Here is a 25,174-nt window from a genome sequence, read left to right on the forward strand (position 1 = left end):
GGCCGTGTGCCCCGGCGCTTTCCTCAGGGCGCCAGCGTCTGCAGGAAACGAGGCGCCCGGCGAGCCCGGGTGCCCTGCTCGAAGGCGTAGCCCATGGCCAGCAGTTCCGGCTCGCTATAGGGCCGCCCCATGAACACCAGGCCGATCGGCAGCCCCTGCACCTCGCCCGAAGGCACCGTCAGGCTGGGCGTGCCCGCGACGGCCGCCACGCCGTAGCCAGCGCCCGTGAAGTGGTCGCCATTGATCCAGTCAGTGGGCCAGGCCGGTGAAGTGCTGGGCGCGATGACGGCGTCGAGCCGCTCGGCATCGAGCACCTTGAGCAGACCATCCTCGCCCGCCAGACGGCGGATGCGATCGCGGGCGCGCAGATAGTCCGGAGTATCCAGGCCGCCCTTGGCCTGAGCGAGTACGAACAGCTCCTGGGCGAACCAGGGCATCGCCTGTGCTGCGTTCGCGGTGTTCCAGGCGACCAGCGCCTCCAGCGAGCCCGGCACGTTCGGCCGATCGGCAAGGTAGGCATTGAGGCCGTCCTTGAATTCGTACAGCAGCACGTTCAGTTCGTCCGCGCTCCATTGACCGAGCGTCTCGATCCGCACGTCCACCACCTCGGCGCCTGCGGCCCGCAGCGCGGCGATCGAGGCCTCGACGTTGGCGTCCACCGCCGGGTGGTAGCCCATGGCCTGCCGCAGCACGCCCAGGCGCTTGCCCGCCAGCGCATTGGCATCGAGTGCGGCGGTGTAATCCAGCGGCAGGTTGCCGGCGGCCGCATGCGCGGCCGGGTCGGCTTCGTCCATCCCGGCTAACGCATTCATCAGTGCTGCCACGTCGGCGACGCTGCGCCCCATCGGCCCGGCGGTGTCCTGCGATATGGAAATGGGAATGATGCCGTCGCGGCTGACGACGCCCACGGTCGGCTTCAGCCCCACCAGGCCGTTCACCGCCGAAGGGCAGATGATGCTGCCGTCGGTTTCGGTGCCTACGCCCACCGTCGCCAGGCTGGCCGAGATGGCGCTGCCGGTGCCCGCGCTGGAACCGCAGGGATTGCGGTCGAGCACGTAGGGGTTGCGCGTCTGGCCACCGCGCGAACTCCAGCCCGAGCTTGAACGCGTGGAGCGGAAGTTGGCCCATTCGCTGAGGTTGGTCTTGCCCAGGATCACCGCGCCGGCGTTGCGCAGCCGCGCGACCAGGAAGGCATCGCGGGTGGGCTGGTTGTCGGCCAGCGCCAGCGAGCCGGCGCTATTGGCCATGCCTACCGCATCGATGTTGTCCTTGAGCAGTACCGGGATGCCGTGCAGCGGGCCGCGGAGCTTGCCGCCGGCCCGCTCAGCGTCCAGGGCGCGCGCGTGCGTCAGTGCATCGGGGTTGATCTCGATCACCGCGTTGATCGTCGGGCCTTGGTCGTCAATAAGCTCGATGCGGGCGAGGTAGGCGGCGGTGAGGGCTTCGGCCGTGAACTCGCCGGCCGTCATGCGGGCCTGGGCCTGCGCCACGTCCAGTTCCTCGAGCTTGATCTCGACCGGCTGGAGGGCGGTTTCCGTTTGCGCAGGTGCCGGGGGCTGACTGCAGGCCACCAGCAGCGTCAACAGGGCGAGCGGAAGAAGTCGATGCATGAGGAGTATCCCGGTGGCGCGGGCGACGCGCGCCGCGCCCCGAGTATTGCGTCCGCCGCCGGGTGCTGCAACGTGCCTCAGGTGAAGAACACACCCCAGGCCAGGCGCGCCACCAGCGCCAGCACCACCGCCAGGAACACCATGCGGATGAATCGGTCGCCCTTGCGGATGGCCAGCTTGCTGCCGATGTAGCTGCCGAGCATGTTGCCAACGATCAGCGGGATCGCCAGCAGCCACACCACATAGCCCGACAGCGCCAGCACGGTCCACGAACTGAGGTCGGCGGCGACATTGGTGGACTTGGAAACCGCCGAGGATTTGAGGAAATCCAGTCCGATCACGCTGACGAAGGCGAACACCATCAAGGTGCCGGTGCCGGGTCCAATCAGGCCGTTGTAGAAGCCGCAGGCGCTGCCGACCGCCACGGACGCCCAGGCCTCGCGATGAGGAGGGAAGCGGCGTACCTCCTTCTGGCCCAGGTCCTTGCGAAATACGGTGTAGATGGCCAGCAGGACGCAGACCACCAGCACCGCCATCTTCAGGAACTCGGGATCGGCCCGCTTGGCGAACTGCACGCCGATGGCCGAGAAGGCGAGGGCAGCGACCAGGGCCGGAACGACGATGCGCCGCTCGACCACCACGTGCCGGAAATAATTCCAGGCCGCCACGCTGGTGCCCAGCAGCGAGCTGGTGCGCTGGGTGGCGATGGCCTGGAGGATGTTCAGGCCCGGATGCAGGTTGAGCATCGCGGGCGTGAGGATGAGTCCGCCGCCGCCGACGATGCTGTCGAGCAGGCCGGCGGCGAAGCCGGCCAACGCGGTCAGCAGCCACAGTTCGGCCGTCATGGCCGTGCCTGCTGCGGGAAAGGCTCCGGCTTAGCCGCGCGAAGCCTTCTTGCGGTCGTTCTCGGTGCGGTACTTCTTGCGCAGGCGAATCGCGACCGGGGTGATCTCGACGAGCTCGTCGTCGTCGATGAACTCCAGCGCCTGCTCGAGCGAGAACTTGATCGGCGGAATCAGGCCTTCGTCCTTGTCGGTGCCCGAGGCGCGGAAGTTGGTCAGCTGCTTGCCGCGCAGGGCATTGACGGTGAGGTCATTGTCCTTGGAGTGGATGCCGACGATCTGGCCTTCGTAGATTTCCTCGCCCGGCTCGACCATCAGTCGGCCGCGCTCCTGCATCGCGATCTGCGCGTAGGCCGGCGACGGGCCCTGGCCGTTGGAGATCAGCACGCCGTTCTGGCGCTGGCCGATCTCGCCTTCCTGCTTCGGCGCGTAGTGGTCGAAGACGTGGAACAGCAGGCCGGTGCCGGCGGTGATGGTACGGAACTCGGTCTGGAACCCGATCAGGCCGCGTGCCGGGATCAGGAAGTCGATACGGACGCGACCCTTGCCGTCCGGCTCCATGTTCTGGAGGATCGCCTTGCGCTCGCCCAGGCGCTGCATCACGCCGCCCTGGTACTGCTCCTCGAGATCGACGACCAGAGCCTCGAACGGCTCGGACTTCACGCCGTCGATTTCCTTGATGATCACTTCCGGACGCGACACGGCCAGCTCGTAGCCCTCGCGGCGCATGGTTTCGATCAGGATCGAGAGGTGCAGCTCGCCGCGACCGCTGACCTTGAACTTGTCGGCGTCGGCGGTGTCTTCGACCTTCAGCGCGACGTTGTGCTGGGTCTCGCGCATCAGGCGATCACGCAGCTGGCGCGAGGTCAGGAACTTGCCGCCGCTGCGGTCCTTGGTGCCGGCGAACGGCGAGTCGTTGACCTGGAAGGTCATCGAGATGGTCGGCTCGTCGACCGTGAGCACCGGCAGCTGTTCGGCCGAGCCGACGTCGCAGATGGTGTCGGAAATGCCGAGGCCTTCGATGCCGGAGATCGCGATGATGTCACCCGCGCCCGCTTCCTTCACTTCATGGCGCTCCAGGCCCATGAAGCCGAGCACCTGCAGCACCTTGGCGTTGCGGGTCTTGCCGTCGCGCGCGACCACCGTGACCTGCTGGTTGGTGCGAATGGTGCCGCGCTGCACGCGGCCAACACCGATGATGCCGACGTAGTTGTTGTAGTCGAGCGAGGTGATGCGCATCTGGAACGGGCCGTCCATGTCCACCGGCGGCGGCGCCACCTTGTCGACGATGGTCTGGAACAGCGGCGTCATATCACCGGCGCGGATCGATTCGTCCATGCCGGCGTAGCCGTTCAGGCCGGAGGCGTAGACGGTGGTGAAGTCGAGCTGCTCGTCGGTGGCGCCCAGGCGATCGAACAGGTCGAAGGTCTGGTTGAGCACCCAGTCCGGGCGCGCGCCCGGGCGGTCGACCTTGTTGATCACCACGATCGGCTTGAAGCCCATCGCGAAGGCCTTCTGGGTCACGAAGCGGGTCTGCGGCATGGGGCCGTCCATCGCGTCCACCAGGATCAGCACCGAGTCGACCATCGACAGCACGCGCTCGACCTCGCCACCGAAGTCGGCATGGCCCGGGGTGTCGACGATGTTGATGCGGTATTCCTGGCCGTCCGGCGCGGTCCAGCGGATCGCGGTGTTCTTGGACAGAATGGTGATGCCGCGTTCTTTCTCGATGTCGTTGCTGTCCATTGCGCGCTCGGCGAGCTGCTGGCGCTCGCCCAGGGTGTTGGACTGCTTGAGCAGCTGATCGACCAGGGTGGTCTTGCCATGGTCGACGTGAGCGACGATGGCGATGTTGCGGAGCTTTTCAATGGACATGCGGATAGACGCCTGGCGGCGCGCTGCTCGTGGCTGAGGAAGCCGACGATTATAGAGGAAAACCTATCCTGAACGCTTGTTCAGCTGCGCGGGGCTCACTTGTCCTGTGGCATTCTAGTCGATCCGCCGGGATAAGCCCGGCACCCGCACCGGAGCCCCGCATGTCCCTGACCGCCGTTTTCACCACCTCCCGCGGCCCGATCCGCATCAAGCTGCACGCCGACAAGGCGCCGCTGACGGTCGCCAACTTCGTCAACCTGGTCCAGCGCGGCTTCTATGACGGCCTGAGCTTCCACCGCGTCATCCCCGATTTCATGATCCAGGGCGGCTGCCCCAGCGGCACCGGCACCGGCAACCCTGGCTACCGCTTCGAGGACGAGTGCTGCGCCGAGCTGCGCCACGACAAGCCGGGCGTGCTGTCCATGGCCAATGCCGGCCCGGGCACCAACGGCAGCCAGTTCTTCATCACCCACGTCGCCACCCCGTGGCTGGACGGCAAGCACACCGTGTTCGGCGAAGTCATCGGCGCCGGTGACCAGCAGGTCGTGGACGCCGTGCGCGGCGGCGACAAGATCGAGAGCGTCAAGATCGAGGGTGACACCGCCGCGCTGCTCGCCAGCCAGGAAGCCCGCGTCAGCGAGTGGAACAAGGCGATTGACGCCAAGGCCTGAGTGACGGCGCTGGCCGGGACGCACAGCCCCGGCCAGCGCGTCTATTCCACGAAGCGGAGGCTGTCGAACAGCCGCGAAACCGCGTCTGCGTCCCGCCCGTAGTAGTGCTCGGCCGGGGCGATCCAGACCAGCAGGGTCAGGCGACCTTCGCGTTCGGCGGCGGTTGCCATGCCGCGATACATCAGCCCGCCCGGGTTGTCCAAAGCCAGTTCGAAACGCAGCCCTGGGCTGGCGCCCCAGCGTGCCGGCCGCAGGTCGCTGCCGCGCACGTTCGCCCAGCCGCTGCCGCGCAGGCCATCGAGCACGACATCGCGCACCTCGTCCGGCCGCATGCCGGTGCGGAACCACGGGCCGTCGGGGCGGCCACGGCGCTGCTTGGCGCCCAGGAACACGTGTTCGCCCGACTTGACCCTGGAAATGATCAGCAGCTGGTTCAGGGGTGCGCCGTCTATCGTCCATTGTTCCTGGCGCGGCGCTTTCAGTCGGGCCCAGTCCAGGTCAGTGTCCAGCGCCAGGTCGAACACGCGGGCATCGCCGGCCTCCTGCAGCCGGCCGCCGGCGCCGCCGCTGGCACAGGCGGCCAGCAGCACGAACGCCAGGGCCAGGGCCGCAGCGCGCAATAGCTTCCGGCTCATTTGGCGGTCTCCAGTTCCGACAGGTAAAGGCGAACGAAGGCCGCATCCTCGGCATCGGGCGCCATCTCAAGATATCGCGTCAGGGATGCGGCGGCCTCCGCACGGGCACCCTGCGCCCGCAGCGCCAGCCCATGCTCGCGGAAGGCGGCGGCGGGCGGGGCGGGCAGGGCGACCGCTTCGGCGTAGAGCGCGTGGGCGCGGTCCAAGTCACCGTCGGCGGCGCGGCGCCGGTGCGCCTCGCCCTGGAAGAAAGCGTAGGTGGCCTGGAGCTCGGGCTCGGCGAGTTCGCGCAGGTCGGTGATCACGCGCACCGAGGAGTCGTACATCCGGCGCGAGAGATCCATGGCCAGCCAGTGCGACAAGAACGGGCGCACCGCGCGCCGGTAGTCTTCGCGGCCCGATTCGCCAGTCGCCTGTGCGCTGGCCGCGGCGGCTTCCCGCACGTCTTCCAGTCGTTCGGCGGTCTTGGGGTGGCTGGCGAACACCGGCACCGGCTTGCCGTAGCGGCGCGCGTCCTCCTCGTCTTTCATGCGCTGCCAAAGTCTTGCTCCGGCGTGGGCGTCGTAGCCCTCGCCCGTGGCGACCTCGAAGCCGAGACGGTCGGCCTCGCGCTCGGCGTCGCGGGAGAACTGGTACATGCTTGCCGTGCCCAGGATGTTGGCGAGATAGCCGGCTGCGCCGGCACCGCCACCCCAGGCCAGAAGGCCGAACGAGCCCAGGAAGGCGGAGCTGCGCTTGGCCCGGCGCCATTGCTGGATCGAATGACGCTGGCGGAAATGGGCGAACTCGTGGCCCAGCACCAGGGCCAATTCGGCCTCGTCCTGGAAGCGCAGCAAGGCGCCGGTCCATACGATCATCATGCCGTTGGGCGACATGGAGGCGTTGAACCAAGGTTGTTCGACGATGTAGACGCGCATGTCGCCGCAATGGTCGACGGCGACCCGGCAGGCGACCCCGCGCACGTATTCATTCAGGGCCGGGTCGCGCACCCGGCTGGGGTGCTGCTGCAGCTCGCGTTCGGCGCGCTCCATCGCGTACCAGAGCTCATCCTCATCGCTACCGGCCGGCGGGCGTTGCCCGGGACGGGCCGGGTCCACCGCCAGCAGGGCCGGCGAAGCCAGCGCCAGCAGGCCGGCAAGCAGCAGGGCAGGGCGCCGGCTCACAGCGGCAGCCCCGACAGCATGTCCTCCACGGTCTCCGCCGCGCCCTCGGCGTCGCGCAGGTCACCCGACTGGTTCGACATCAGGTTGAACCAGACCACTTGCCCGGTGCGCAGGTCGACCAGGGTCGCGACGCCGACCTGTTGGCCGCCGCCGATATCGACGTAGCCGCCCATGGCCGCGCCGGCCAGGAAGCCGAGCGTGCGCATGGCTTTGCGGCCAGTGCTGGCATAGCTGTCGCGGATATAGGTGAACAGCGCGTAGTCCGCGCCCGTGGCCTCGCGCAGGGCCTCCACGCCGGGGCCCAGGGTCCAGTCGAGCCGGCGGTCCTTGGTAGCCAGGTAGCTGCCGGACCGGGTGTAGACGGCGATGCTGGTGGCCACCGCTTCATTCAGCCGGACCACCTGGCCCAGCCGGGATCCGGGGTCCAGGTCATCGGGGAGGTCGAAGTCGGGCCGACGGGCCGTCCCGCCGCTGTCGAGCAGGCGGGCGACCTGGGCCGGGAAGTGCTGGCGCGCAGCGTCCGACCACTCCCGGCGCGGCTCCTGCATGCCGCCGGCGGTGACCTCGGTCAGTTCGATGTCGGGCTCCACCACCACCACGCTGCCCTGGATGCGCAGGCGCTGGCCGGCGTCGTCGGTGGCGACGCGGTTCTGGTCGTAGGCAAGCGCCTGCAGCGGCAGCCATAGGACCAGGGTCCAGACAAGGCGAAAGCGGATGTGGCGGGTCATTGGCATGGCGTTCCTCCTGACGCCAGCATGCCCGAAAGTGGGCGGCGGGCAAGTCCGCATCGGGGCCGGCAGGGCGGCGTGCATGGTATTGTTACGGGGTTTTTCAGCCCCGCCACAAACCCCTGCGAGGATTGCGATGCCCCAGCTTGCCAAGCGCATGGGCCGTGCCAAGCCCAGCGCCATCATGGCCGTCGCCGACAAGGCCAAGAAGCTCAAGGCCGAAGGCCGCGATATCGTCAGCTTCTCCATCGGCGTTCCCAACTTCCTGCCCGGCGAGCACGTCTACGCCGCCGCCCGCGACGCCCTGGACAAGGACAGCGGCCAGTACGGCAGCAACCGCGGCTCCGATGCGCTGCTCGACGCCTTTTTGCATCATCTGGACGGACTCGGCCTGACGGGTTACACCCGGCTCAACTGTTCGACCGGCATCGGCGCCAAACACATCCTCTACAACCTGGCCGAGGCCTTGCTGGACGAGGGCGACACCATCGCCTACGCCGTGCCGTACTGGACCACCTACGCCGACATCGCCGAAGTGCTGGATGCGAAGATCCTCGAGCTGCCTTGCCCGGCCAGCCAGGACTACAAGCTCACGCCCGCCCAGCTGGACGCGGCGCTGGCGACCAAGCCCAAGGTGTTCCTGTTCAACAACCCCAACAACCCGACCGGCATGGTCTACACCCGCGAGGAAATCGCGGCGCTGGCTGAGGTCGTGGCCAAGCATCCGGACACCTGGGTCATCACCGACGACATCTACAACACGATGGTCTTCGACGGCCTGGGCTACCACAACTTCGTCCACGCCCGTCCCGAGCTGCGCGATCGCGTGATCTTCGTCGACTCGCTGTCCAAGACCTACGGCATGCCGGGCTGGCGCGTCGGCTTCATGGCCGGGCCGGAGGTCGTCGCCAAGGCGGTGACGGTGCTCAACTCGACCCACATCACCAACCTGCCCGAAGTGGTCACCGCCGCAGCGGTTGCCGCTTTGACCGGTCCGCAGGACGTGCCGACCGGCAAGTGCGCCGAGTTCCAGGCCAAGCGCGACATGGTGGTGGACACCATGAATGCGATCCCCGGCGTGATCTGCCCGAAGCCGCAGGGTGCGTTCTACGTCTTCCCCGACATCAGCTGCGCCTTCGGCAAGTCGCACAAGGGCGTCAAGGTCGCCAACGACGTTGATTTCTGCAGCGTGCTGCTCGAGGCCAAGGGCGTTGCCTGCGTGCCCGGCTCTGCCTTCGGCGAGCCGCGCGCAATGCGCATCAGCTACACCTGTCCGACCGAGCAGTTGCCCAAGGGCCTGCAGCGTATCCAGGAGTTCTTCGCCGAACTCTCGTGACCCGTTCCGCGGCATCCCGCCGGGTGCCGTTTCATTTGTAGGAGGGCCTTCAGGCCCGATTCCTCCTAGGAGATTTTATGAAGACCCCCGTTCGCGTCGCCGTTACCGGTGCCGCCGGCCAGATCGGCTACTCGCTGTTGTTCCGTATCGCCTCGGGCGAAATGCTGGGCAAGGACCAGCCGGTGATCCTGCAGATGCTCGAGCTGCCGATGGAGAAGGCCCAGGCCGCGCTCCGCGGCGTGATGATGGAGCTTGAGGACTGCGCCTTCCCGCTGCTGGCCGGCATGGTCGGCACCGATGACCCGATGGTCGCCTTCAAGGATGCCGACGTCGCGCTGCTGGTCGGCGCCATGCCGCGCGGCCCGGGCATGGAGCGCAAGGACCTGCTGCTCAAGAACGCCGAGATCTTCACCGTGCAGGGCAAGGCGATCAACGCCGTTGCCTCGCGTGACATCAAGGTGCTGGTGGTCGGCAACCCGGCCAACACCAACGCCTACATCGCCATGAAGTCTGCGCCGGACATCAACCCGAACAACTTCACTGCGATGCTGCGCCTCGACCACAACCGCGCACTGTCGCAGCTGGCCATCAAGGCCGGTGCCGACGTCGCCGGTATCGAGAAGCTGATCGTCTGGGGCAACCACAGCCCGACCATGTACCCCGACTACCGCTTCGCCACCGTGTCCGGCGGTTCGCTCAAGGACAAGATCGGTGACGAGGCCTGGAACCGCGAGACCTTCATCCCGAAGGTCGGCAAGCGCGGCGCCGCGATCATCGAAGCCCGTGGCCTGAGCTCGGCCGCGTCGGCCGCTAACGCCGCCATCGACCACGTCCGCGACTGGGCGCTGGGCACGAACGGCAAGTGGACCACGATGGGCATTCCTTCCGACGGCAGCTACGGCATCCCGAAGGACGTGATGTACGGCTTCCCGGTCATCTGCAAGGACGGCAAGTACGAGATCGTGAAGGGCCTGGAGATCGACGACTACTCCCGCAGCATGATGGACAAGACCCTGGCTGAGCTCGAGGAAGAGCGCGCCGGCGTCGCCCACCTGCTCTGATGAAGCCAGCGAAGGCGACCTCCGGGTCGCCTTCGCGATTGAGGGAATCGCAATGACTGACAAACACTCCGCAGGCGCGCGCTTCCGCGCCGCCGTGCAGGAAGAGGCGCCGCTGCAGGTAATGGGCGCGATCACCGCCTATGCCGGCCTGATGGCCAAGCGTACCGGCTACCGGGCGTTGTACCTGTCGGGTGGTGGCGTCGCCGCCAACTCCCTGGGCGTGCCCGACCTGGGCATCAGCACGATGGAGGACGTCCTCACGGATGCGCGCCGCATCGTCGACGCCACCGGGATGCCGCTGCTGGTGGACATTGACACCGGCTGGGGTGGCGCCTTCAACATCGGTCGCACCATCAAGAATTTCGAACGTATCGGCGTCGCCGCCGTGCATATGGAGGACCAGGTCGGCCAGAAGCGTTGTGGCCACCGTCCCGGCAAGGAAGTGGTTTCAACCCAGGAAATGGTCGATCGGGTGAAGGCCGCCGTAGACGCCCGCACCGACGCCGGCTTCGTGATCATGGCGCGCACCGATGCCGCCGCGGCCGAAGGCCTGGACGCTGCGATCGAGCGCGCCGTGGCCTATGTCGAGGCTGGTGCCGACATGGTGTTCCCGGAAGCCATGCGTTCGCTCGACGACTACCGCAAGGTCAAGGCGGCGGTGAAGGTACCGGTGCTTGCCAACCTCACCGAGTTCGGCTCGACGCCGTTCTTTACGACCGATGAGCTTCGCGACGCCGGCGTCGACATCGCGCTCTACTGCTGCGGCGCCTACCGCGCCATGAACAAGGCCGCGCTGCACTTCTACCAGACCGTGCGCCGCGAAGGCACCCAGAAAAACATCATCGACACGCTGCAGACCCGCGCCGATCTCTACGACTTCCTGGGCTACCACGCCTACGAAGACAAGCTCGACCAGCTGTTCGCCCAGGAAAAGAAGGAAGACTGAGCCATGACCGAGTCCACCCTGCCCAAGCCCAAGAAGTCAGTGGCCCTCAGCGGCACGCCGGCCGGCAACACCGCGCTGTGCACCGTCGGCCGCAGCGGCAACGACCTGCACTACCGCGGTTACGACATCCACGACCTGGCCACGAAGGCCGGCTTCGAAGAGGTGGCGTTCCTGCTCGTGCACGGCGTGCTGCCCAACGCCAGCCAGCTGTCCGCCTACAAGACCAAGCTCAAGCGCCTGCGCGGCCTGCCGGCGATCGTCACCGACGCGCTGGAGCTGGTGCCTGCGAACGCGCATCCGATGGACGTGCTGCGCACCGGTTGCTCGGTGCTGGGCGTGGTCTTGCCCGAGCGCGACGGCCACCCGGTGAACGAGGCCCGCGACATCGCCGACAAGCTCATGGCCAGCTTCGGCTCAATGCTGCTCTATTGGTGGCACTTCACCCGCAACGGTCGCCGCATCGACGTCGAAACCGACGACGACACCATCGCCGGCCACTTCCTGCACCTGCTGCACGGCGAGCCGCCCAGCGCCTCGCACGAGCGCGCGCTCGACCAGTCGCTGGTGCTGTATGCCGAGCACGAGTTCAACGCCTCCACCTTCGCCGCGCGCGTCATCGCCGGCACCGGCTCGGACCTTTTCAGCTGCATCACCGGCGCCATCGGCGCGCTGCGCGGGCCCAAGCACGGCGGCGCCAACGAAGTGGCGATGGAGATCATCGCGCGCTACGGAAGCGCCGACGAGGCCGAGGCCGATATCCGGGCGCGGGTCGAGCGCAAGGAGATCGTGATCGGTTTCGGCCACCCGGTGTACACCATCGGCGACCCGCGCAACCCGATCATCAAGGACATCAGCCGCAAGCTTTGCAAGGAAGGCGGCAACCCGGTCCTGTTCGACGTCAGCGAGCGCATCGAGACGCTGATGATGGACCTCAAGAAGATGTTCCCGAACCTCGATTGGTACAGCGCTTCGGCCTACCACATGATGGGCGTGCCGACGGCGATGTTCACGCCGCTGTTCGTGATCGCCCGCACCAGCGGCTGGTCGGCGCACGTGATCGAGCAGCGTATCGACGGCAAGATCATCCGCCCCAGCGCCAACTACACCGGTCCCGAGGACCGCGCCTTCGTCGCCATCGACAAGCGCTGAAGAGCCACTCGGGCGAACCGGAAAAAATTGTGGGAGGGACTTCAGTCCCGATGCTTTCTGGCGAAAGGCATCGGGACTGAAGTCCCTCCCACATGTATTTCGGGCCCCGCTGGGGCCACGCAAGGGATGGGCGGTCAGGGCGCCAGGCGCTGCGCCTGCGGGCCTGCCGGCACGCCCACGGCCGGGATCGACATCGAGACCGACGGCGGCGTCAGCCGCTGAACCCTGAAGAAGGTGTGGTCGCCGATGGTGGCCACGCGCGGGGCCGTAGCCCAGGCGGGGTTGGCCAGGTCGAGGGCGGCGAAGTGGCTGGCGCCCGGGACGACCTCGTTACGCTGGCCGATCGGCTGGCGCCAGTCGTGCTGGGCCTCGAAGGCGACCTGCACGGCCTGTTCCCAGGCCTCGAGGTTCTTCATGCGCAGGCCGGGATGAACGATGGTCGGGGCGAACTGCTTGCGGGCGGTGACCACCTCGCAGACCGACTCGCCCCAGCGGCCGCTGTCGCGGCGACGCAGGGCGACCTCGGCCACGGCGCGCTGGCCCAGCTCGGACTGATTGCGGGCTTCCAGGTAGATCGTCGTCGCCAGACACAGCGGGTCGGCGGCGGGTTGTGGCAGCACCTGGGCAAGCCACAGGATGAAGGACAACTTCATGGCGGAACTCCTTGCTCCGTTGCGCCGCAATCCCCCGACCGCCTGGTGGCGGGTCGCCTGTTGGTATCCAACGGGACGAGGGAAGGCTTGCGGCCTGGCGTTTTGGGGATGGACGAGCTGGGCTCGCATTCCGGTCGGGGCGTCGAAGGTTGGGCGCCGTCCGGAAACCCCGTCAAGCCATGTGCTTTGGGGCCGTATCTGGCCAGCGCGTCCAAAGGACAGGCGCCGGTTCCGAGGCGCATAGTACGGCCGGAACCCGAACGCCCGCTGAATGGCCATTTACAAGTTCTTGATTTTATTTGGAGTGATTACTCAGAAGACGGCCCCTGAGGGCCGCCCGTCCGCTTAGAAACCGGCCGCCAGCCGGCTTCCTTGCTCGATCGCGCGCTTGGCGTCCAGCTCGGCCGCCACGTCCGCGCCGCCGATAAGATGCGGCTGCCGACCTGCCGCAACCAGCGGGTCGAACAGGGCCCGCAGCGGCTCCTGGCCGGCACAGACCACGACGTGGTCAACCGGCAGTACCTGTTCGAGTCCATTGACGCGGATCCGAAGCCCGGCCTCATCCACGCCCAGATACTCAACCCCGCCCATGGCCTGGACGCCCTTGGCCTTGAGGGCGGAGCGGTGAATCCAGCCCGTGGTCTTGCCCAGCCGGGCCCCGGGCTTGCCGGGACTGCGCTGAAGCAGCCAGACCTCGCGTGCCGGGGCCTCGGGCGCCGGCTTGGCCAGGCCGCCCGCGCCCTCGAAATCGGGTGATACGCCCCATTCGGCCATCCAGCGCGCCGTGTCCAGGGTCGGTGACTCGCCTTCATGGACCAGGAATTCGGCGACGTCGAAGCCGATGCCGCCGGCACCGATGATGGCCACCTTGGGGCCCGCCAACACCTTGCCGCCCAGCACGTCGAGGTAGCTGACGACCTTGGCGTGGTCGCTTCCCGGGAAAACCACCTTGCGTGGACGAATGCCGGTGGCCAGCACGATCTCGTCGAAGCCGCCGGCCAGCAACTGGGCGGCATCCACGGCGGTGCCCAGGCGCTGTTCGACCCCGGTAAGCTCAAGTCGCTTGTCGAAATAACGCAGGGTCTCGTGGAATTCCTCCTTGCCGGGGATGGTCTTGGCAAGATTGAACTGGCCGCCGATCCGGGCCGCCGCGTCCATCAGGGTGACGTGGTGCCCGCGCTCGGCGGCCACGGTCGCGCAGGCCAGGCCAGCCGGCCCGGCGCCGACCACCGCAATCCGTCGCGGTGTGGCCGTGGGCAGATAGTTGAGCTCGGTCTCGGCGCAGGCGCGCGGGTTGACCAGGCAACTGGCCTTCTTGGCCGCGAAAACGTGGTCGAGACAGGCCTGGTTGCAGGCGATGCAGGTGTTGATCTCGTCGCGCCGGCCGGTACGTGCCTTGTTCACCCACTGCGAGTCGGCCAGTAGCGGCCGAGCCATGGACACCATGTCGGCCTGGCCGCGGGCCAGAATGTCCTCGGCGACTTCGGGCATGTTGATGCGGTTGGTGGCCACCAGCGGCAGGCTGACGTGTGGCTTGAGCTTGGCGGTGACACCCGCGAACGCCGCGCGCGGTACCGAGGTGGCGATGGTCGGCACCCTGGCCTCATGCCAGCCGATGCCGGTGTTGATGATGGTTGCGCCGGCCGCCTCGATGGCCTTGGCCTGCAGCACGATCTCGTCCCAGTCGGAGCCGCCTTCCACCAGTTCGAGCATGGACAGGCGGTAGATCAGGATGAAGTCCGGGCCGACGGCTTCGCGGATGCGGCGCACGATCTCGACCGCGAAACGCATGCGCTTCTCGGGCGTGCCGCCCCAGGCGTCACCACGCTTGTTGGTGCGTGCCGACAGGAACTGGTTGATCAGATAGCCCTCGGAGCCCATCACCTCGACGCCGTCGTAGCCGGCCTCGCGGGCCAGGCGCGCGGTGTTGACGAAAGCCTTGATCTGGCGCTCCACGCCCCAGGCGGTCAGCGCGCGCGGCGTCAGCGGGCTGATCGGTGCCTTCACCTTGGAGGCGGAGACCAGCAGGGGATGGGCGGCGTAGCGGCCCGCGTGCAGGATCTGCAGGCAGATCCGCCCGCCGGCGGCGTGTACCGCGCTGGTGACGATCCGGTGCTTGTGGATTTCCCAGGGCCAGCTGAGCTTGCCGGCAAAGGGCTTGAGCCAGCCGACCAGATTCGGGGCGATGCCGCCGGTGACCATCAGGCCGACGCCACCCTCGGCGCGTTCGCGGAAGTAGGCGGCCAGCTTGGGGAAGTCGCGGGCGTGGTCCTCGAGGCCTGTGTGCATCGAACCCATCAGCACCCGGTTGGGCAGCGTGCAGAAGCCAAGATCGAGGGGCTGGAACAGATGCGGGTAGGGCGAAGTGGTCATGGCGGGCGAGTTGTTCGTCATAGCGCTTCACCTTGCCCGGATTGGGGACGACCGACAAGGCGCGAACGCGTCCTGCGGCGGCGCTGACTGGCGTTATCCTGAGAGTCCCGGATCGGCGAGGCCGGGTCGCTTCTGGCACCATACGGTTCCATCGCCATCGTCACAACGCACGGACTGCCGCCCATGAGCCAGCAAGACATCCGTTCCGCACAGCGCCCCGAGCCCGATTCGGCCATGGTGGACATCGCCAACTACGTCACCGACTACTACATCGGTTCGTCGGAGGCCTACACCACCGCGCGCTTCATGCTGCTCGATTCGCTGGCTTGCTCCATGCTGGCCATGCGCCATCCCGAGTGCGTGAAACACCTCGGTCCGATCGTCCCGGGCGCCAGCCTGCCGGGCGGTGCCCGGGTGCCCGGCACCTCATTCGAGCTCGATCCTGCTCAGGCCGCCTACAACATTGGCGTGCAGGTGCGTTGGCTCGACTTCAATGACACCTGGCTGGCGGCCGAGTGGGGGCATCCGTCCGACAACCTCGGCGCCATCCTTGCCGTCGCCGACTACCTGAGCCGCAAGGCCGAGCGCGAGAACGGCAAGCCGGTGACGGTGCGCGACGTCCTCACCGCCGCCATCAAGGCCCACGAGATCCAGGGTTCCTACGCGCTGCTGAACAGTTTCAATCGCGTCGGTCTTGACCACGTGCTGCTGGTCCGGCTGGCGTCCACCGCGGTGGCCACCCATCTGCTGGGCGGCGGCAAGGACGAGATCATCAACGCCGTCAGCCATAGTTGGGTGGACGGCGGGGCCCTGCGCACCTATCGCCACGCGCCCAATGCCGGCCCGCGCAAGGGCTGGGCTGCCGGTGATGCCTGCCGCCGTGCCGTTACCCACGCCCTGAACGCGGTGAAGGGCTGCGTCGGCTACCCGAGCGCGCTGACCGCCAAGACCTGGGGCTTCTATGACGTGATGTTCGACGGCAAGCCGTTCGAGTTCGATCGCCCGTTTGGCAGCTACGTCATGGAGAACGTGCTGTTCAAGATCAGCCACCCGGCCGAGTTCCACGGCCAGACCGCCGTGGAGTGCGCGATGCAGCTGCACCCGAAGCTGGCGGGCAAGCTTGAACAGATCGAGCGGATCGTCATCGAGACCCAGGAGGCCGGCTGCCGCATCATTGACAAGACCGGCCCGCTGTCCAATCCGGCTGATCGAGACCACTGTCTGCAGTACATGGTGGCCGTGCCGCTGCTGTTCGGCCGGCTCAACGCAGAGGACTATTCCGACGCCATGGCGGCCGATCCGCGCATTGATGCGCTGCGCGACAGGATGGAGGTCCGCGAGAACCCGGACTTCAGCCGCGACTATGCCGATCCAGAAAAGCGCTATATCGGCAACGCCATTGAGGTCTTTTTCAAGGACGGCAGCCGCTCGGAGAGGATCTCCATTGATGTACCCCTGGGCCACCGGGAGCGCAGGGGGGAGGGCATGCCGGCCCTGCTGGAGAAGTTCGAATCGGCGGTCCGGGGTCAGCTCCCGAGTCGAAAAGTTGAGGAAATACTTACACTTACCAGCGACACCTCGCGGTTCGAGGCGACCCCGATCCATCGTTTTCTGGATCTGTTCACGTTGTAGAGGCCAAGCTTGCGGTTCGGGCAATCGAATGTTAGATTCCCGTTAACGCGAGATCGGTGAAGCGTTGAATTGTGTGCACGCGGTGCGTAGCGACGCTTGTACCCCTGTGTAAAGTCACCCCTGTTGATATGGAGTTAGTCATGAAGAAGAACCTACTGTGCTGCGCCCTGCTTGCCGCGGCCGCCATGGCGCAATCCGCTGCCGCGCAAGATTTCGATGATCGCTGGTACGTCTCCGGCGGTGTCGGCCTGAACTTCCAGGACGAGAACCGCGAGACTTCGGATCCGCTGTACTACACCATGGGCATGGGCAAGTTCGTTACCCCGAACTGGTCGATCGATGGTGAGATCAACTACCAGAACCCGAATTTCAATGGCCGCGAGCTGCTGTTCAGCCAGTACGGCGTGACCATGGACGCGCGCTACCACTTCATCAAGGAAGGCCGCTCCTGGAACCCGTACCTGCGCTTCGGCGTTGGCGCCCAGCGCGTTGAAGAAGAGTTCGACGCCTTCCCGAGCCCGGCCTCCCCGGGTCAGCGCGAAGACACCAACCTGACCATGCAGCTGGGTATCGGCGTGCAGGGCAACTGGGACCGCTACGCCCTGCGTGGTGAGCTGGCCCATCGCTCGTCCTTCGACGACACCTCCGTTGTGTCGCCGACCGCCGACCGCTTCAGCGACCTGCTCGCTGGCGTGACCGTGCTCGTGAAGCTCGGCAACCTGGCCGCTCCGGTGGTTGCGCGGCCGGATCCGGTTGTCCCGCAGACCACCTGCGCCGACCTGGATGACGACGGCGACGGCATCAACAACTGCGACGACAAGTGCCCGGGTTCGGCCGCTGGCCAGGCCATCGGTCCGGACGGCTGCCCGGTGCAGCTGACCATCGACCTGAAGGGCGTGAACTTCGATTTCGATAAGGACACCCTGCGTCCGGACGCCCAGGCCATTCTGGCCGAGGCCGTGTCGATCCTCGCCAAGTACCCGCAGCTGCGCGTCGAAGTCGCCGGTCACACTGACTCGGTCGGTTCGGAGCAGTACAACCAGGGCCTGTCCGAGCGTCGCGCCCGTACGGTTTACAACTACCTGACCAACAACGGCATTGACGCTGGCCGTCTGGTGGGTCCGAGCGGCTTCGGCGAAAGCCGTCCGCTGGACACCAACGACACCGCCGAAGGCCGTGCGCGTAACCGCCGCACCGAGCTGAACGTGCAGAACTGATCCTTCAGTCTCCACGGCAATACCCGAAGCCCGGCCTAGTGCCGGGCTTCGTCTTTTAGGGCCGCCGCCACCGTTGTGTGAGGCAACTCACGGTTTCTTGCGTTGCGTGAGACCGTCGTCGGACCTAAGCTTCCACCATCCCCTCGAATTTTCCGGTGTCCGATGATCCGCAGCGCTCTCTTGCTTGCCCTGTTCCTGCCCGCGATCGCCGGCGCCGCCACCGCGCCCTGCGGCACGCCCGCCGCGCCGCCGATGCCCAGCTCGGTGCCCGTTCCGGAGATGAGTCGCGCACCGTCAGCCGTCGCCGTCTGCGTCAACGTTACTGATTTCACGGCCCGGCTTCGCCAGCCTGCGGTCCAACAGGTTGCCGTCAATGAGCCTGCCGCCGCTGCGGCAGCCGCTTCGCCCGCCTACCAGCCCAAGACCGAGCACGACAACTCGCCCTGGCGTTTCGACATGAGCCAGAACGGTCGTCGGATGACGGCCGATGAGTTCGACGCGTGGATGAAGGCCAAGGGTATTCGTGTCGCCACCGGCAGGCCGGGTGCCGCCGCGGCGGCTCCTGCAGCGGCTCCTGCAGCCGCGCCCGCGGGCGGCTGCAAGGTGACGGCTACCGAGCAGTGCTGAACCGGTAGTGGGCCACGCCCCATTCGTTGCCGCCTGAGTAGCCGAAGAGTTCGGCACAGGCCATCCAGAACATGCGCCAGCGCTGGTGCCAACGGGCCGCTTCGGCGGGGCCGTAGGCTTCGGTGAGCACGGCCATTACTTCGTCCCGATTGCGATCCTGGTTCTCGAGCCACTGGTTCGCCGTGCGCTCGTAGTGGCGCCCCGACAGTAGCCAGCGCTCGTCAATCGACAGGTCGTCCTGGAAGTGCAGCAGCGTGTCCGCCGACGGCATCAGGCCGCCGGTGAAGAAGTAACGGCCCATCCAGTTGTCGTCGCCCTGCGTTTCGAACGGGTACATCAGGCTGCGGTGGCAAAAGATGTGCACGAACAGCTTGCCGCCCGGGACCAGCCAGCGCGAGATGTTGCCCAGCAGGTGCTGGTAGTTGCGCATGTGCTCGAACATCTCGATCGACACGGCACGATCAAAGCTGTGCTCGGGCAGTTCGAGTTGATTGACGTCGCGGGTGATGATCTCGATGTTGGACAGGCCGCGCCGGGCAGCCTGGGCCATGATGTGTTCGCGCTGGGTACGCGAATTCGAGACACCGGTGATGCGCGCGTTCGGGAACTGCTGCGCCATCCAAAGTGTCAGTGAGCCCCAGCCGCAGCCCAGTTCGAGGATGCGCTGACCATCGGCCAGCTGGGCACGCTCACCGTACAAGGCGAGCATGGCTTCCTCGGCCTCATCCAGGCTCTCGTTGCCGGTGGCGTAGTAGCAGCTCGAGTACTTCAGCCGCTTGCCCAGGCACAGCTCGAAAAAGCGCGTGGGCACTTCGTAATGCTGTTCGTTGGCGGCCGCGGTTTCGATCGCGATGGGGCTCTTGCGAAGCTCGTCGAGCAGGCGGCGGAAACGCTGGTCAGCGGCCTCGAGGTCATTGACGCCTTCGTCGCGCAGCCGCTGTTCGCTGAGTCGGCGAATGCCGAGGCGGGTGAGGGCGTCGGGCAGCAGGCCGCGCTCGCACAGGTCGATAAATGACATTCAGGGCTCCGGTCTATCGTGAATTTCGGCGCGGCGGCCAAGGGAAGAAGGCGCTGACCTCGCGCTGGTAGCGAGCATAGTCTTCGCCACGGGAGCGCAGCGACTGGGCTTCGGTCCATGGGATGCCGCTGACCCGGTAGAGGAAGGCGAACATCACGATCGGGCCGGCCAGTGAGAACCAGAACAGGGGACTGCCCACGGCCAGCAAGACGTAGCTGAACCAGTGCAGCCATTCAAAGAAATAGTTCGGATGCCGCGACCAGGCCCAGAGCCCGTCGCGGCAAGTCTTGCCGCGGTTGTTGGGGTCGGCACGGAAGCGCGCGAGCTGCCGATCGGCCAGCGACTCGCCGGCCATCGACACCAGCCAGACCACGATCGCCAGCAGCACCCAGGCGTTGAGCTGATAGTTGGGGTTGGCGGCTGCGGCCATGAACGGGAGCGAGAACAGCGCTACCACCACCGCCTGGAGCTGGAAGAACGCAAAGAAGCGCGCCTTGCTGCCGTTCCACTCCTCGCGCAAGGCGCGATAGCGGCCGTCTTCCTCCTCGTTGAGCACGCGATGCAGCAGATGCAGGCACAGCCGCGCACCCCAGACGCTGCCAAACATGGCCACCAGGCCTCGCATCATGGGCGCGCCCTCGCCGAAGATGCCGGCAAACAGCGCTGCCACAGCCATCAGGCCGGCCCAGCCCACGTCAACGTAGCCGACGTTCTTCACCCGCATCGAAAACGCCCACAGCGCCGTCATGGCCAGCGCCGCGCCGAGCCAGATGATGCCCAGTGACTGCCAGCAATTCACGCCAGCGCCTTTTTCGGCGCCGGCGAGGCCAGGCGCGAATCCAGAGCGAACAGCGCCGGAAGCACCAGCGCCCAGCCCAGGGCCAGCGCGCCCATCACCCAAGCAAACGGCGCGCCGAAGCTGACGGCGTCAAAACCTTTCGCGGCGGCCCAATAGGCCAAAGGTCCGCCGAACAGGCCGAGCAGGGACGCCGCCAGCGGCCGCTCGCGCAGGAAGGCCATGGAGTGGTTCAGCGTCATGGTGAAGCCTGCCCACAGCGACCAGATCCAGACTGGCGCGGCCCAGACAAAGGGCCAGGGCTCGGCATAGCGCAGCCAGCCCGAGGCAGCGAAGGCGGTGTCGAGCAAGATGCCCAGCGGCAGCGCCAGGGCCAGCAGGCGAAGGTCACGGGCGCGCTGGCCGCCGAGGGCCAGGGTGGCCGCCACGAAAACCAGCGCGGCCGCCGGGCCGGCCCAAGCGTAGCCCGCGCCCGCTCCGGCAACGCTGGCGAACCAGACCGCCTGGTAGCCCAGCACATTGGAGGCCGTGCGCAGCGCCTGATTCATCTCAGGACGCCTCGGCTACGGGCAGGTAGTGCGGCTGCCGGTTGCCGGGCCGGGCGAAGAGCAGGTGCACGTCGCTGATCGAGCGCTCGATGAAACCGCCCTCGCAGTAGCACAGGTAGAACTCCCACATCCGGATGAAGCGTTCGTCGTAGCCCAGTGCACGCACCTTATCCAGGTTCGCCACGAAGCGCTGGCGCCAATGATTCAGGGTGAGGGCGTAGCTCGGGCCGATATCCTCGAGATTGACCAGGCGCAGGTCGCTGGCGCGGCCCGCGGCGCCCGTGATCGCGCTGACCGACGGAATGAAGCTGCCGGGGAAGATATGGCGCTTGATGAAGTCGACCGAAGAAAGCGCCTGCTCGTAGCGGCTGTCCTCGATGGTGATGGCCTGGATCAAGGCCAGGCCTTCGGGCTTGAGCAGCGAAGCGCACTTGTCGACGTAGGTGTCGAGGTATTGATGACCAATGGCTTCGATCATCTCAATCGAGACCAGCTTGTCGTAATGGCCGCTGAGGTCGCGGTAGTCCTCGAGCAGCAAGGTCACCCGGTCCGCCAGCCCTGCCTCGGCGATACGCGCGGTGGCCAGCGCGTGCTGCTCGCGCGAGATGGTGGTGGTGGTGACCCGACAGCCGAAGTTCTTCGCGGCATACAGGGCCATGCCGCCCCAGCCGGTGCCGATTTCAACCAGATGGTCACTAGGCTGCAGGTCGAGCTTGCGGCAGATGCGCTCGAGCTTGCGGCGCTGGGCCGATTCCAGCGATTCGTCGGGCTCGGCGAAGATCGCCGAGGAGTACATCAGGTTCTCGTCGAGGAAGAGCTCGAACAGCTCGTTGCCCAGATCGTAGTGCGCGGCGATATTGCGGCGGCTGCCGCCGCGGGTGTTGCGGTTGAAGGCGTGCAGCGTGCGCATCGCGAAACTGCCCAAGCGCGCCAGGCCGGTTTCCATGGCATCCAGGCGGTCGCGGTTGATCACCAGCAGGCGCACCAGGCCCACCAGGTCGTCGCAGCGCCAGAGGCCGTCCATGTAGGCTTCGCCAGCACCGACCGAGCCGTTGCCGGCCAGGGCGCGGTAGAAGCCCGGGTCCAGGACGTCCAGCGTGACCGCCAGGCCATCGCCGGCCTCGCCCAGGGTCTGCGTGCCCAATCCGTCGCGAACGGTCACCTGGCCGCCGTGCAGGCCGTCCAGCGTGGCCAGCAGGCGCGTACGCAGCATGCGGTCCAGCGCACCAAAACGAACGGAGGCTCCCGGCACGCTGGCTAGTGTTTCGGCGGGACTGCTCATGGATCAACTCCGGTCGGACGTTCAGGGTGGGAATGGAACGGGGTGCGTTTGAACCAAAGCTTGGCCGCCTGCCAATAAATGGCGGCCGCGACTTTCAAGGTGAGTAAGGGATAGCGCGCCAGGCATGAAGCCAGCGTGTGGGCGTTCAGCGGGCGCCGTGCCAGGACGAGGGTGGCGTCGAACTCGCGGGACTCGCCGTCGAGGACGTCCATGTGTACCCGAAGGTCGTCGCCGGGCACCTGGAAGGACCAGTGGTAGCGCCGCTGCAGGGCCATGAAGGGCGAGACATGGAAAGCCTTGTCGAAGTCCCAGTGCAGGGCGTCGCCGCGGCGTTCCGCCCGGTCCACCGTCAGCAGGTAGGCGTGGCGCTCGTTCCAGGGCGTGTTGGTGATCTCGGCCAGGATCCAGTCCAGGGTGCTGCCGTCGGCCCGGAACCCGTAGTAGAAGCTCACCGGGTTCATCAGTACGCCGAAGTAGCGGCCGTGGGTGAGCAGGCGGATCGGTCCGTCCGGACGCCGACCGAGGGCGCTTTCCACCCGGTCGCGCACGGCGGTATCGAGCGGCACCGCCGGATCGCCCAGGTAGTCGCTGCGCCGGAACTGGGCGAGGTTGCGGCGGTTGACCGACCAGAACCAGCGCCCGGTAAAAATCCGATCCAGTTCGTCCAGCTCCAGATAGAGCTGGAACATGCGATAGCGGAAATCGTGCGGGCGCGGGGTGTAGCGGCGATGTCGCACCCAGCCTTCGTAGATGGCGGAGTTCAGGACCACACGGCGCCCAATGCCCGCGCGACTTCGATGCCGCTACGCAGGCCGTCCTCGTGGAAGCCGAAGCCCCAATAGGCGCCGGCGTACCAGGTTCGGTTCACGCCGCTGATCTCGCCGCGGCGGGACTGCGCGGCAACGCTGGCGTGGGTGTAGACCGGATGCTGGTAGCGCATCCGCGCCAGCACCTTGGCCGGGTCAATGTCTTTGCTGCGGTTGAGGGTCACCACGAAGGGCTCGCGCGACTCGATGCCCTGCAGCAGGTTCATGCAGTAGCTGACGGTGCAGGCCGCGCCCGGTTCGGCCGGGACGTAGGCGCTCCACGCGGCCCAGGCCTTGCGCCGGGTGGGCAGCAGGCGGGCGTCGGTGTGCAGTACGGTCTCATTGGCCTGGTATGGAATGGCGCCCAGCACTTCGGTTTCGGCAGCGCTGGGATCGGCCAGCAGGGCCAGTGCCTGGTCGCTATGGCAGGCCAGCACGACCTGATCGAAGCGCTCGACGCCGGTGTCGGTGTGCACGTCGACACCGTCGGCGTCGCGGCTGAGCTGGCGTACGGGACTGGACAGCCGCACCTGCACCGCCCAGATTTTTTCCAGCGCGCGGATATAGCTGGACGAGCCGCCCGACACCACTCGCCAGGGCGGCCGGTCCTGCACCTGCAGCATGTGGTGGTTGTCCATGAAGCGGGCCAGGTACTTGGCCGGGAAGCCCATCACGCCTTCGGCCGGCGACGACCACAGGGCCGACGCCATGGGAATCAGGTGGTCTTCGATGAACAGTTTCGAATAGCGGTTGTGGGCGAGGTAGTCGCCCAGCGACGGGCCCTCGCCCGGCAGGGCAAGCAGGGCCGGGGCTTCGCGGTAGAAGCGCAGGATGTCGCGCACCATGCCCCAGAAGCGCGGGGAGACCAGGTTCCGGCGCTGGCAGAACAGGCCGTCGAAATCAGTGGCGTTGTATTCGAGACCGCTGCGCGCGTCCTGAACGGAGAAGCTCATCGTGGTGGCTTTCGACGGCACGCCAAGCTCGTCGAGCATGCGCGAGAACAGCGGATAGTTGTCGGCGTTGAAGACGATGAAACCGCTGTCCACCGCGTAGCTGCGCTCGCCCTGGCTGACGGTATGGGTGTGGGTATGCCCGCCCAGCCTTGCCTCGCGCTCGAACAGCACCACCTCATGCTCGCGCGCGAGCTGCCAGGCCGCACCCATGCCGGCCACGCCGCTGCCGATCACCGCGATCTTCATGTCGTTTCCGGACGCGCGTTGCGCATGTTGGCCGGCACCGGCTTGAGGTCGCTGACCAGGCCGACCCAGGACATCGCGCGCAGGCCCAGGTAGGTGATGTCCAGTTCCCACCACGCGAAGCCCTGCCGGGCCGAGCCCGGGAAGTGGTGGTGGTTGTTGTGCCAGCCCTCGCCAAAGGTGAGCAGCGCCAGGAGCGCGTTGTTGCGGCTGTCGTCCCGGGTCGCGAAGCGGCGCGTGCCCCAGCGGTGCGACAGCGAATTGATGGTCACCGTGACGTGGAACAAAACGATGGTGGAGACGAAGAATCCCCAGACCAGAAGCTGCGGCCCGCTGGTGCCCAGGCCCGGGTAGGCGCGCTCGAGCCAAGCGCCCAGCGCGTACAGGCTGCCGGCCAGCAGCGCCGGCACCAGGATGTCGAAGCGATCGAGCAGGCGCAGCTCGGGGAATCGCGCAAAGTCCTTGATCGAGTCGAGATTGGTGGCGAAGCCGCGACGGGTCAGGAACCAGCCCATATGGCTGCGGAAGAAGCCATGGCGCGGCGAATGGATATCCTGTTCGGTATCGGCAAAACGATGGTGGTGGCGATGATGCGCCGCCCACCACAGCGGTCCGCGCTGGACCGAGGCCGCGCCGACCACCGCGAATGCGAACTGCACGGGTCGCGAGGTGCGGAAAGCCTTGTGCGAGAAATAGCGATGGTAGAAGCCGGTGATGGCGAACATCCGCACCGCGTACAGGGCCGCGGCGACTGCCAGCGCAAACCAGGAAAAACCGACCCAGAACACCGCCAGGCAGGCCAGGTGCAGGGCGATGAAGGGCACCACGCGGAGCCAGTCAATCTGATCCGGGTCCTCGCCCTCCACCGGAGCTGCGGAGGTATCGAACCAGAGGGCGGCCGCGCGAATGGCGCGGCGCCAGGCGGACGGGGCGTCGGAGAGGCGGTCAGGCATGAGCGTATGGTCGGTATCCAGCGGTGATGGGGCGGTGAACCGGCCAAGGGCGCGCGG

Annotated in this window: 22 protein-coding genes and 1 pseudogene; 8 read left to right on the forward strand and 15 right to left on the reverse strand. The window is 66.9% G+C overall.

The window, feature by feature from the left end:
• Window positions 1-23: 23 nt before the first annotated feature.
• From ACYVGY_RS03180 to typA, 3 genes are all read right to left on the reverse strand, one after another.
• Window positions 24-1,610 (reverse strand): amidase, encoded by a 1,587-nt coding sequence (locus ACYVGY_RS03180; protein WP_460456017.1) that lies wholly within the window; start codon window positions 1,608-1,610, stop codon window positions 24-26.
• Between the two features lie 77 nt (window positions 1,611-1,687).
• Entirely contained in the window at window positions 1,688-2,455 is a 768-nt protein-coding gene (locus ACYVGY_RS03185; protein ID WP_460456018.1) for a sulfite exporter TauE/SafE family protein, read from the reverse strand.
• 30 nt (window positions 2,456-2,485) lie between these two features.
• On the reverse strand, window positions 2,486-4,327 hold the full coding sequence (gene typA / locus ACYVGY_RS03190) for a translational GTPase TypA (RefSeq protein WP_460456019.1): 1,842 nt from the start codon (window positions 4,325-4,327) through the stop codon (window positions 2,486-2,488).
• Between the two features lie 161 nt (window positions 4,328-4,488).
• On the opposite strand from typA, the gene ACYVGY_RS03195 reads away from it, so the two are divergent.
• Window positions 4,489-4,998, forward strand: coding sequence for a peptidylprolyl isomerase (locus ACYVGY_RS03195; RefSeq protein WP_460456020.1), 510 nt, complete (start codon window positions 4,489-4,491; stop codon window positions 4,996-4,998).
• Between the two features lie 41 nt (window positions 4,999-5,039).
• On the opposite strand, the gene ACYVGY_RS03200 is transcribed toward ACYVGY_RS03195, so the two are convergent.
• Genes ACYVGY_RS03200 through ACYVGY_RS03210 form a run of 3 tightly spaced genes read right to left on the reverse strand, consistent with a single transcriptional unit; the run spans window position 5,040 to window position 7,524 of the window.
• Entirely contained in the window at window positions 5,040-5,633 is a 594-nt protein-coding gene (locus ACYVGY_RS03200; protein ID WP_460456021.1) for a hypothetical protein, read from the reverse strand.
• Complete coding sequence (locus ACYVGY_RS03205; RefSeq protein ID WP_460456022.1) at window positions 5,630-6,796, reverse strand: M48 family metallopeptidase; 1,167 nt, start codon at window positions 6,794-6,796, stop codon at window positions 5,630-5,632. Before ACYVGY_RS03205 ends, ACYVGY_RS03200 begins: the two co-directional genes overlap by 4 nt.
• The gene (locus tag ACYVGY_RS03210) at window positions 6,793-7,524 is read right to left on the reverse strand and encodes a hypothetical protein (RefSeq protein WP_460456023.1); all 732 of its coding nucleotides are present in this window, start codon (window positions 7,522-7,524) and stop codon (window positions 6,793-6,795) included. The genes ACYVGY_RS03205 and ACYVGY_RS03210 overlap by 4 nt, the downstream gene beginning before the upstream one ends.
• Before the next feature lie 136 nt (window positions 7,525-7,660).
• On the opposite strand from ACYVGY_RS03210, the gene ACYVGY_RS03215 reads away from it, so the two are divergent.
• From ACYVGY_RS03215 to prpC, 4 genes are all read left to right on the forward strand, one after another.
• Window positions 7,661-8,860, forward strand: a complete 1,200-nt coding sequence (locus ACYVGY_RS03215; protein WP_460456024.1) for an aminotransferase class I/II-fold pyridoxal phosphate-dependent enzyme — start codon at window positions 7,661-7,663, stop codon at window positions 8,858-8,860.
• Between the two features lie 77 nt (window positions 8,861-8,937).
• Window positions 8,938-9,921: a malate dehydrogenase gene (locus tag ACYVGY_RS03220; RefSeq protein ID WP_460456025.1), complete on the forward strand. Its 984-nt coding sequence runs from the start codon at window positions 8,938-8,940 to the stop codon at window positions 9,919-9,921.
• Between the two features lie 52 nt (window positions 9,922-9,973).
• Window positions 9,974-10,867, forward strand: coding sequence for a methylisocitrate lyase (gene prpB, locus ACYVGY_RS03225; protein WP_460456026.1), 894 nt, complete (start codon window positions 9,974-9,976; stop codon window positions 10,865-10,867).
• Window positions 10,868-10,870: 3 nt separating this feature from the next.
• On the forward strand, window positions 10,871-12,016 hold the full coding sequence (prpC, locus tag ACYVGY_RS03230) for a bifunctional 2-methylcitrate synthase/citrate synthase (RefSeq protein ID WP_460456027.1): 1,146 nt from the start codon (window positions 10,871-10,873) through the stop codon (window positions 12,014-12,016).
• A 194-nt stretch (window positions 12,017-12,210) separates the two neighbouring features.
• Here the strand turns inward: prpC and ACYVGY_RS03235 are convergent.
• Window positions 12,211-12,669 (reverse strand): annotated as a pseudogene (locus ACYVGY_RS03235) (cell wall hydrolase); the annotation flags it as partial.
• A 345-nt stretch (window positions 12,670-13,014) separates the two neighbouring features.
• Window positions 13,015-15,063 carry an oxidoreductase gene (locus ACYVGY_RS03240; protein WP_460456028.1) on the reverse strand — a complete coding sequence of 683 codons (2,049 nt, stop codon included), beginning with the start codon at window positions 15,061-15,063 and terminating at the stop codon, window positions 13,015-13,017.
• A 162-nt stretch (window positions 15,064-15,225) separates the two neighbouring features.
• Here ACYVGY_RS03240 and ACYVGY_RS03245 point away from each other — a divergent pair, with 162 nt between their 5' ends.
• The 3 genes from ACYVGY_RS03245 (at window position 15,226) to ACYVGY_RS03255 (ending at window position 18,518) form a co-directional block, all read left to right on the forward strand.
• Complete coding sequence (locus ACYVGY_RS03245) at window positions 15,226-16,674, forward strand: bifunctional 2-methylcitrate dehydratase/aconitate hydratase (RefSeq protein ID WP_460456029.1); 1,449 nt, start codon at window positions 15,226-15,228, stop codon at window positions 16,672-16,674.
• A 140-nt stretch (window positions 16,675-16,814) separates the two neighbouring features.
• Window positions 16,815-17,891 carry an OmpA family protein gene (locus ACYVGY_RS03250; RefSeq protein WP_460456030.1) on the forward strand — a complete coding sequence of 359 codons (1,077 nt, stop codon included), beginning with the start codon at window positions 16,815-16,817 and terminating at the stop codon, window positions 17,889-17,891.
• A 162-nt stretch (window positions 17,892-18,053) separates the two neighbouring features.
• Window positions 18,054-18,518, forward strand: a complete 465-nt coding sequence (locus ACYVGY_RS03255) for a hypothetical protein (RefSeq protein WP_460456031.1) — start codon at window positions 18,054-18,056, stop codon at window positions 18,516-18,518.
• On the opposite strand, the gene ACYVGY_RS03260 is transcribed toward ACYVGY_RS03255, so the two are convergent.
• The 7 genes from ACYVGY_RS03260 to ACYVGY_RS03290 are packed head-to-tail and all read right to left on the reverse strand — an operon-like array spanning window position 18,502 to window position 25,117.
• The gene (locus ACYVGY_RS03260) at window positions 18,502-19,536 is read right to left on the reverse strand and encodes an SAM-dependent methyltransferase (protein WP_460456032.1); all 1,035 of its coding nucleotides are present in this window, start codon (window positions 19,534-19,536) and stop codon (window positions 18,502-18,504) included. The genes ACYVGY_RS03255 and ACYVGY_RS03260 overlap by 17 nt on opposite strands.
• A gap of 13 nt (window positions 19,537-19,549) precedes the next feature.
• Entirely contained in the window at window positions 19,550-20,284 is a 735-nt protein-coding gene (locus ACYVGY_RS03265) for a DUF1295 domain-containing protein (RefSeq protein ID WP_460456250.1), read from the reverse strand.
• 47 nt (window positions 20,285-20,331) lie between these two features.
• Entirely contained in the window at window positions 20,332-20,880 is a 549-nt protein-coding gene (locus ACYVGY_RS03270; RefSeq protein WP_460456033.1) for a DUF2878 domain-containing protein, read from the reverse strand.
• A 1-nt stretch (window position 20,881) separates the two neighbouring features.
• On the reverse strand, window positions 20,882-22,162 hold the full coding sequence (locus tag ACYVGY_RS03275; RefSeq protein WP_460456034.1) for a class I SAM-dependent methyltransferase: 1,281 nt from the start codon (window positions 22,160-22,162) through the stop codon (window positions 20,882-20,884).
• Window positions 22,159-22,932 (reverse strand): DUF1365 domain-containing protein, encoded by a 774-nt coding sequence (locus tag ACYVGY_RS03280; protein ID WP_460456035.1) that lies wholly within the window; start codon window positions 22,930-22,932, stop codon window positions 22,159-22,161. The genes ACYVGY_RS03275 and ACYVGY_RS03280 overlap by 4 nt, the downstream gene beginning before the upstream one ends.
• Window positions 22,923-24,167: an NAD(P)/FAD-dependent oxidoreductase gene (locus ACYVGY_RS03285; protein ID WP_460456036.1), complete on the reverse strand. Its 1,245-nt coding sequence runs from the start codon at window positions 24,165-24,167 to the stop codon at window positions 22,923-22,925. Before ACYVGY_RS03285 ends, ACYVGY_RS03280 begins: the two co-directional genes overlap by 10 nt.
• Window positions 24,164-25,117, reverse strand: a complete 954-nt coding sequence (locus ACYVGY_RS03290) for an acyl-CoA desaturase (protein WP_460456037.1) — start codon at window positions 25,115-25,117, stop codon at window positions 24,164-24,166. The genes ACYVGY_RS03285 and ACYVGY_RS03290 overlap by 4 nt, the downstream gene beginning before the upstream one ends.
• Between the last annotated feature and the right edge of the window lie 57 nt (window positions 25,118-25,174).

It is taken from the genome of Arenimonas alkanexedens (assembly GCF_054781355.1).

What these genes read in the sequence shown, in the direction of transcription:
- ACYVGY_RS03180 (WP_460456017.1), bottom strand. Translation starts at nt 1,610, where the DNA reads ATGCATCGACTTCTTCCGCTCGCCCTGTTGACGCTGCTGGTGGCCTGC.
- ACYVGY_RS03185 (WP_460456018.1), bottom strand. Translation starts at nt 2,455, where the DNA reads ATGACGGCCGAACTGTGGCTGCTGACCGCGTTGGCCGGCTTCGCCGCC.
- typA (WP_460456019.1), bottom strand. Translation starts at nt 4,327, where the DNA reads ATGTCCATTGAAAAGCTCCGCAACATCGCCATCGTCGCTCACGTCGAC.
- ACYVGY_RS03195 (WP_460456020.1), top strand. Translation starts at nt 4,489, where the DNA reads ATGTCCCTGACCGCCGTTTTCACCACCTCCCGCGGCCCGATCCGCATC.
- ACYVGY_RS03200 (WP_460456021.1), bottom strand. Translation starts at nt 5,633, where the DNA reads ATGAGCCGGAAGCTATTGCGCGCTGCGGCCCTGGCCCTGGCGTTCGTG.
- ACYVGY_RS03210 (WP_460456023.1), bottom strand. Translation starts at nt 7,524, where the DNA reads ATGACCCGCCACATCCGCTTTCGCCTTGTCTGGACCCTGGTCCTATGG.
- ACYVGY_RS03215 (WP_460456024.1), top strand. Translation starts at nt 7,661, where the DNA reads ATGCCCCAGCTTGCCAAGCGCATGGGCCGTGCCAAGCCCAGCGCCATC.
- ACYVGY_RS03220 (WP_460456025.1), top strand. Translation starts at nt 8,938, where the DNA reads ATGAAGACCCCCGTTCGCGTCGCCGTTACCGGTGCCGCCGGCCAGATC.
- prpB (WP_460456026.1), top strand. Translation starts at nt 9,974, where the DNA reads ATGACTGACAAACACTCCGCAGGCGCGCGCTTCCGCGCCGCCGTGCAG.
- prpC (WP_460456027.1), top strand. Translation starts at nt 10,871, where the DNA reads ATGACCGAGTCCACCCTGCCCAAGCCCAAGAAGTCAGTGGCCCTCAGC.
- ACYVGY_RS03240 (WP_460456028.1), bottom strand. Translation starts at nt 15,063, where the DNA reads ATGACGAACAACTCGCCCGCCATGACCACTTCGCCCTACCCGCATCTG.
- ACYVGY_RS03245 (WP_460456029.1), top strand. Translation starts at nt 15,226, where the DNA reads ATGAGCCAGCAAGACATCCGTTCCGCACAGCGCCCCGAGCCCGATTCG.
- ACYVGY_RS03250 (WP_460456030.1), top strand. Translation starts at nt 16,815, where the DNA reads ATGAAGAAGAACCTACTGTGCTGCGCCCTGCTTGCCGCGGCCGCCATG.
- ACYVGY_RS03255 (WP_460456031.1), top strand. Translation starts at nt 18,054, where the DNA reads ATGATCCGCAGCGCTCTCTTGCTTGCCCTGTTCCTGCCCGCGATCGCC.
- ACYVGY_RS03260 (WP_460456032.1), bottom strand. Translation starts at nt 19,536, where the DNA reads ATGTCATTTATCGACCTGTGCGAGCGCGGCCTGCTGCCCGACGCCCTC.
- ACYVGY_RS03265 (WP_460456250.1), bottom strand. Translation starts at nt 20,284, where the DNA reads ATGACGGCGCTGTGGGCGTTTTCGATGCGGGTGAAGAACGTCGGCTAC.
- ACYVGY_RS03270 (WP_460456033.1), bottom strand. Translation starts at nt 20,880, where the DNA reads ATGAATCAGGCGCTGCGCACGGCCTCCAATGTGCTGGGCTACCAGGCG.
- ACYVGY_RS03275 (WP_460456034.1), bottom strand. Translation starts at nt 22,162, where the DNA reads ATGAGCAGTCCCGCCGAAACACTAGCCAGCGTGCCGGGAGCCTCCGTT.
- ACYVGY_RS03285 (WP_460456036.1), bottom strand. Translation starts at nt 24,167, where the DNA reads ATGAAGATCGCGGTGATCGGCAGCGGCGTGGCCGGCATGGGTGCGGCC.
- ACYVGY_RS03290 (WP_460456037.1), bottom strand. Translation starts at nt 25,117, where the DNA reads ATGCCTGACCGCCTCTCCGACGCCCCGTCCGCCTGGCGCCGCGCCATT.